General features: G+C 70.3%; 7 protein-coding genes. 1 reads left to right on the plus strand and 6 read right to left on the minus strand.

All coding sequences use genetic code 11. The features are described from left to right. Positions 1-179 precede the first annotated feature (179 nt). Positions 180-2,159 carry an amino acid transporter gene (locus G6035_RS06300; protein ID WP_176616224.1) on the plus strand — a complete coding sequence of 660 codons (1,980 nt, stop codon included), beginning with the start codon at positions 180-182 and terminating at the stop codon, positions 2,157-2,159. A gap of 170 nt (positions 2,160-2,329) precedes the next feature. On the opposite strand, the gene G6035_RS06305 is transcribed toward G6035_RS06300, so the two are convergent. The 6 genes from G6035_RS06305 to G6035_RS06330 all read right to left on the minus strand — a co-directional run bounded on the left by G6035_RS06305 (position 2,330) and on the right by G6035_RS06330 (position 6,403). After that, positions 2,330-2,578, minus strand: coding sequence for a ferredoxin (locus G6035_RS06305; RefSeq protein ID WP_176616225.1), 249 nt, complete (start codon positions 2,576-2,578; stop codon positions 2,330-2,332). Continuing rightward, positions 2,575-3,864 (minus strand): NADH-ubiquinone oxidoreductase-F iron-sulfur binding region domain-containing protein, encoded by a 1,290-nt coding sequence (locus G6035_RS06310; protein WP_218062996.1) that lies wholly within the window; start codon positions 3,862-3,864, stop codon positions 2,575-2,577. The genes G6035_RS06305 and G6035_RS06310 overlap by 4 nt, the downstream gene beginning before the upstream one ends. Further along, on the minus strand, positions 3,861-4,439 hold the full coding sequence (locus G6035_RS06315; RefSeq protein WP_256127780.1) for a ferric reductase-like transmembrane domain-containing protein: 579 nt from the start codon (positions 4,437-4,439) through the stop codon (positions 3,861-3,863). The genes G6035_RS06310 and G6035_RS06315 overlap by 4 nt, the downstream gene beginning before the upstream one ends. Then, on the minus strand, positions 4,432-5,415 hold the full coding sequence (locus G6035_RS06320; protein WP_176616226.1) for an FAD:protein FMN transferase: 984 nt from the start codon (positions 5,413-5,415) through the stop codon (positions 4,432-4,434). Before G6035_RS06320 ends, G6035_RS06315 begins: the two co-directional genes overlap by 8 nt. A 1-nt stretch (position 5,416) precedes the next feature. Beyond that, positions 5,417-5,695 carry a hypothetical protein gene (locus tag G6035_RS06325; RefSeq protein WP_176616227.1) on the minus strand — a complete coding sequence of 93 codons (279 nt, stop codon included), beginning with the start codon at positions 5,693-5,695 and terminating at the stop codon, positions 5,417-5,419. Between the two features lie 123 nt (positions 5,696-5,818). After that, positions 5,819-6,403, minus strand: a complete 585-nt coding sequence (locus tag G6035_RS06330; protein ID WP_176616228.1) for a cupin domain-containing protein — start codon at positions 6,401-6,403, stop codon at positions 5,819-5,821. Positions 6,404-6,741: the final 338 nt, after the last annotated feature.

The following is a 6,741-nucleotide window of genomic DNA, read 5'->3' on the forward strand; positions in this document are numbered from 1 at the left end:
AAGTTGCCTACTGTGAATCAAAAGTTTTCTCAAAGGGAATTTTGCCGGCACGATGACGCGCCCGGAACCTTGACCCCCTAAGATTTCATCGGTACCGGGCTCCACACCAGCCTGGAGTGCTACTCTCACTGAGCCGCCAAAGGGGCGGCACCGGCGACACTGCGCGAAAGGAACTTCCCGTGACCTCCCTTTCCCGCGCACCTGCGGACCCCGGATCCCCGCCCAGGCCCAGGGGCGGCGAAGCCTTCCGGCAATGGCTCATGGAAGGCCTGCCCGAAAGCTCGGGCAAGCGGCAGGGCCCCCACGGCCGGCCCGACGCCGAACACAAACCGCACGCATGGTGGCGGGTCATGTGCCTGACCGGCCTGGACTACTTTTCCACCCTCGGCTACCAGCCCGCCATCGCCGCCCTGGCCGCCGGGGTCCTGGCCCCGCTGGCCACCATAGTCCTGGTCGTGGTGACCCTCTTCGGCGCACTGCCCGTGTACAAGCGGGTGGCCCGCGAAAGCCCCCATGGCGCCGGTTCCATCGCCATGCTCGAGCGGCTGCTCCCCCGCTGGTGGGGCAAGCTGTTTGTGCTGGCTCTGCTCGGCTTCGCCGCCACCGACTTCATGATCACCATCACGCTGTCGGCCGCCGACGCCTCCGCCCACGTCATCGAAAACCCGTTTGCGCCAAGCTTCCTGCATGGCCAGAACATCATCATCACCCTGGTGCTCGTCGCAGCCCTGGCCGCGGTGTTCCTGCGCGGGTTCAAGGAGGCGATCGGGATCGCCGTCGTCCTGGTGGGCGTGTTCCTTTCACTGAACCTTGTGGTCATCGCCGTCGCCATGGTCAAGGCCCTGGGCAGCCCCCTCCTGACGGCGGACTGGTGGACGGCCCTGACCACCCAGCACGGGAACCCCGTCATGGTGGTTGCCATCGCCCTGCTGGTCTTTCCCCGCCTGGCGCTGGGCCTTTCCGGCTTTGAAACCGGCGTGGCCGTCATGCCGCAGATCACGGGCCGGCCCGACGACACGGCGGAAGGGCCCGAGGGCCGCATCGCCGGCGCGCACAAGCTGCTGACGACGGCGGCCGTCATCATGAGCACGTTCCTGATCACCTCGTCACTGGCCACCACCATCCTCATCCCGGCCGCCGATTTCCAGCCCGGCGGCCCGGCCAACGGGCGGGCCCTCGCCTACCTGGCGCACCAGTTGCTGGGCCCGGGCTTCGGCACGGTGTATGACCTGAGCACCATCGCCATCCTCTGGTTTGCCGGCGCCTCGGCCATGGCCGGCCTGTTGAACCTGGTCCCGCGCTACCTGCCGCGCTTCGGCATGGCCCCGGAATGGGCCGGTGCCGTGCGGCCCCTGGTGCTGGTGTTCGGCGTAATCGCCGTCGTCATCACGCTTGCGTTCAAGGCCAGCGTCGACGCCCAGGGAGGCGCCTATGCCACGGGTGTGCTGGTCCTGATCACCTCGGCGGCCGTCGCCGTCACACTCTCCGCGCGGCGCAAACGGCAAAGGGCGCAGACAATCGGCTTTGGGGCCGTGTCCGTCGCGTTCATCTACACCACCGTCGCCAACTCGATCGAGCGCCCGGACGGCCTGCGGATTGCCGCCCTGTTCATTGTCGGCATCGTGGGGGTCAGCCTGCTCTCACGCCTGCGCCGCGCCTTTGAGCTGCGGGCCACGCACGTCCACATGGACGGGGCCGCCCTGCAATTCGTCTCCGACGTCGACAAGGGTGCCATCCGCTTCATTTCCCACGACCCGAAAACCCGCAGCGCCGCCGCGTACCGCCGCAAGCTCAGCCACGCCGCCACCGTCAACGAGATCGGCAATCCCAAGAAGGCACTGTTCCTGGAAGTCATTGTGGACGACTCCTCCGACTTCGAGGCCGCCCTGGAAATCCGTGGCATCGAACGCCATGGCTTCAAAATACTGGAAGTCCACGGGCCCACGGTTCCCAACACTGCGGCCGCGGTCCTGCTGCACGTGCGCGACATCACCGGGGTCATCCCGCACATTTATTTCCGTTGGAACGAGGGCAACCCCATCGCCAACATGCTCAAGTTCATCTTCCTCGGCGCAGGTGAAATCGCCCCGGTCACGCGAGAGGTGTTGCGCGAGGCCGAACCCGACCTCACCCAGCGCCCGTGGGTCCACGTGGGCTAGGAGCTGCCCTGGGGGTCCGGGCGCCTGCCGCCAACACGCCCGCTTCCCCTGGCTGCTCGCGGCGGCGGCCCTGCGGGGACACCCAGCGCAGAAGGGTCCCGGAAAACCGCCCCGCTTCCAACCGAGGGTCCAGGGGGCGTTGGATGTCCCGGTCCTGCGGGAGTGCCGGGTCAGGGGCGGATGATGCGCAGGGCCAGGAGCGGGCAGAGGTTCTCGGCGTCCATTGCCGCAGCCAGTTCGGCCCCCGTCAGGGGCACATCCGTCGCATCCCGGCCCGACCGGACCCGGCCGGGCGCGGCCACGGGGTAGCCCCACTCGTCGCGCCCCAGGGCTTCGGGCAGCAGTTCGGTGCAGAGGCCGCGGCCGTCGCACCTGGTCCAGTCGATGTGCAGCCGCGCTGCCGGTCCACCGGCGTTCACCGCACCGCACCTCCCGCCGGTGCTGCCTCCTGGCACTGCCCGGCCAGGTGCCGGCGGACGTCGTCGGCGAAGGTTTCCAGCGCGCTGTGGACCAGCTGCACCGTGCCGTCCGGATGGTGGCACGCGCCGCGGCCGGCCACCAGGGCCAGCAGCCTCTCCACCTCGCGGACCAGCCCCGGCCCGCCGGTGCCGGCAGCCAGGCGGCCCATGACGTCGGCGAGCGCCGGCAGCCCGAACATGCATGGCCCGCATTGCCGGGCGGACTGCCCGGCCAGGTAATCCACCATCGCCGCCGTGGCTGCGAGCCCGCAGCGCCCGTGCCCCAGGACGTGGAGCACCCCGGCGCCGGGGCGGACGGCACCCCCGGCAGGCGTGCTGCCGGCAGCCGCGGCGGCGGACAGCACCACCCCGTCCGGCCGAACCCACCGCCCGTGGTAGCCGCCCACCAAAACGGCGGAAACGGCGTCGCTCCCCACGCCCGCCGAGGCGAGCACGGAGTCCAGCGGGGCGCCCCCGGGGACCTCGAGCACCACTTCGGACGGCACGTTGCCGGTGACGGAGACCAGGCGGGTGCCCGGGTCCTCCGGCGTGCCCGCCGTGCGGAACCAGCCTGCCCCGTACCGGGCCACGAGGGCGGTGTGCGCCCACGTTTCAACGTTGTGGACCAGGGTGGGGCGGCCCTTGAAACCGCTGCCGGCCAGCCGGGCCGCCAGGTCCCGGGGCAGTGCCCGGCCGGTTTCCAGGAAGTTGACCACGGCGCTGGCCTGCCCCGCCACGAAGGTGTCCGGCGCCTCGACCAGGGCAATGTGCCGGGCGTCGGCCCGTTCGGCGAGCGCCGCAGCCACGGGCGCGAGGTTGGCCGCGCCCGCGTAGATGAACACGCTTCCGGCGCTGAGTTCCGCCGCCGCCGCAACCAGGCCGTCGATGACCAGGTGCGGGGCGTTGTGCAGCAGCGAGGCGTCCTTGAAGCTCAGCGGCTCGCCCTCCGCGCCATTGGCGATGAGCACCGGTCCGCCCGTCCGCGGCACATACCTGTTGGGCCTGCGCGCGTGGTCGACGGCGGCAAACTTCCGCCACGCCCCGAACCCGGCGCCGCCCCGGCCCGTCAGCCCCGAAGCCTCCAGCTCTTCGGCCAGCGACCAGTCCCGGCCGTGCCGCGGCACCTCCCCATAGGCCGCCAGGTGGGCGGCCATCCCGGCCGCGGCGCCGGCCGCAAAGAGCCGCGGGCCGGCCGGCCCTGCGGCGGTGCCACCCTGCATGGCCGCAATTTCGGTGGCCGCGCTCATGGCCGGGTCCAGCCGTTGCGTGCGTTGCCGGCGCGCCGTGCCGCGGCCGTCTCCAGGAAGCCCGCGGAAACCCGCCAGGCCACCGCGGCCAGCACTGCCACGCCCAGGACGATGGCGGCAGCCACCACCGGCGCGCTGGTCCCGTCGGTGCCGTTCCCCATGGAGTGCGCCATGGCCAGGGGCCACATCGCGTAGCTGAGCCAGTGCACGGCCTTGAAGGTCCTCGTCCCCAGCCGGCGGCGCAGCAGGGCTGTGGCCACCACGGCCGCCATCAGGTCCAGGGACACCGTCCCCAGCCCCTGCCAGAAGGCCTTGTAGCTGCCCAGGAACGGTACCACCACGTCCACGAGGTTCAGCTGCGCATAGGAATCGAACAGCAGCGGCACCACATGGAACACCAGGAACACCACGGCCAGCAGGGAGATGTTGCGGTGCAGCAGGGTCACGGAGACGCGGGGAATGGCCAGCAGGGGCCGCCCGGACCGGGCCAGGATGCCCAGGAGGACGGACCCGGTGAGCAGCACCATGTCCAGCAGCCCGCTGACCCGGGCGAAGGCCCACATCGCGTCATCCATGGGAACCCGTTCCCGCCAGTTCCGCGGCAGGCCAGCCGGCCGTCGTGATGACATGGCTGCCCTGGTCCACGAGGCGGCTGCAGACGCCGCATTCACGCAGCCAGGCCACGGCGGCACGGCCCCTGACGAGGGCGGCGGTGCTGTACGCATTCGCCTCCAGGGCGGTGGGGGCGGCCACGCTGGCACTGCGCCACACGGCATCCACCGGCAGCCCGAAACGCGGATCCAGGATGTGGTGTCGCAGCGCTCCGGCCTGCATCCAGCGCCGCTTGGACGTGCTGGACGTGGCCAGGGCATGGCCGGCCGGCAGCGAGACCTGCTGGGCGGGGTCGGCCGGGGTGTCCTGGACCAGCACCTGCCAGTGCCCTGCCACGCCGTCCGGGGCGGGACCGGCGGTCGCGATGTCGCCGCCCAGGTTCACGAGCGCCCCGCAGCCAAGTTCGACGGCGATGCGCGCCGCCGCCATGTCCGCCGCCACGGCCTTGGCACTGGAGCCAAGGTCCACGGTGACGTCCGCGGGCACCGACAGGAAGCGGCCGTCGAGCGTGATGCGCTGCCAGCCGGGTGCCCGGGGCATGCGCAGCGAGGGGGCGCCGGAGGGCGAAACGGCGGCCAGGCCGCCGTCGTTCCGTACGGGCGCCGGCAGGGAGGCGAAGTCGGCGTCGTAGCCCAGGGAGATGAGGTCGCCGCCCAGGGTGGGGTCAACGGCGCCCCCGGTCCAGCGTGCCGCGGCCAGGGCGGATTCCATGAGGGTGGCCAGCAGCGGCGAGACGGTGGTGCCGTGGACCAGTTTCTGGCGCAGCACCGCCAATTCCGAATCGGCGCGGAAGCGGCTGCAGGCGAGGTCGACGGCGTCGAGCACGTGTCGAGCCAGGGTGAGCGCGGAATCGGCACGCCGGGGATCCGTCACGACCACCGAGGCGGACAGCCCCCAGGGCTGCCAGGCCCGTTGTGCCGTGGCGTGGCCGGGCGCCACCTCAGGAACCCGCCGACCGGGACAGGCTGGGCCCGCCGTTGCCCGGCAACAGCTGGGTCCCGGACGTGGACCCGGACCGCAGGCCCGGGTCCGACGACGAACCCGAGGAGCCCGGTCCCGGGGTGGTGCTGCCCTGGGTGGTGGATGCCTTCGAGGCCGCTGCCGCGGTGATGGTGCCGTACAGCGCCACACTGCCCAGTCCGGCCGCCCCCACGGCGCCCACGGCCACCATGGAGGTGACGGCCTTGGCGATCTTCCTGCCGTCAGGCGTTGGTGCCATGGCGTGCCCTCGCTCTCACAGTCGTGCCGGGTGGTTGTCGATTCAACTATCCACGCGTTGGCTATGAGTTTGCCGTGAACGGGCAGGTGGGAACTTAGGTATTCGCCTGACGCGGCACGGGTGCTACTGTCCCGATCCGGACGCCGCCGGGACCAGGATGAACAGCGCCTCCACCGGCTCGGCGGAGCGGTTTTCCCAGGAATGCGGCTCCCGGCCGGGGAACGACAACGTATCCCCGGCCTTGAGCTCGTACGAATCCTGGGTCATGATCAGGGTCAGTTCCCCGCTGATGATGTGAAGCACGTCCACGTCGCAGTCCACCGCATACAGTTCCGATTCGCCGCGGCCGAACGGCTCGATGGTGGCGCCGAGGATTTGGACGCGCCGCTCCGAGCGGGCCGTCAGCAGCCGCTCCACGATGCCCTCGCCGCCCAGGAAGATGCGCGGCCCCTCGCCGCTGCGGGTCAGGTGGGTCTCCGGCACGGCAAACAGTTCACCGACGGAGATGGACAGGACTTGGCACAGGGTCACCAGGGACGCGACACTGGGAGAGGTCAGGTCGCGCTCCACCCGGCTCAGGAAACCCTTCGTGAGCCCGGTGGCGTCGGCAACATGTTCAATGGTGAGGCGCTGGGCCTGGCGTGCGGCGCGGATCCGGGATCCTATCGCCACCGGTGCCAGGCTTGGTTCAACGGGTAGTGCCTTCATCTTCGCTCCTTGCTTGTCAGGGCCACGTGCACCCTCCGTGACTCTATAGCTACGAGCCGGACCGATTCCCATCGACCCTTGCCCCAACCACAGCTTAGCCCAGTGAGCAACCAATGTTGCCTGTCAGGCAATGTTTACTCGTGCATCTTCCCATCACCACGGCCGCTGCGGGCGCTGGTAGTATCCGGAGCCACCAGTCGCCAATTCGGGTTTCATGTCACTGGCGTGTCACCAAACCGGATTTCATGGCACTGGCGGGGGGTCAGGTTGCGGTTGAAAGTCAGAGGCGGACTCACTGGCTACTGCCTGTTTGTGTGTCCCGTAGGGCGAACCTCGTG

Origin of the sequence: Arthrobacter sp. SDTb3-6 (genome assembly GCF_013376095.1) — a bacterium.
Lineage (GTDB): Bacteria > Actinomycetota > Actinomycetes > Actinomycetales > Micrococcaceae > Specibacter.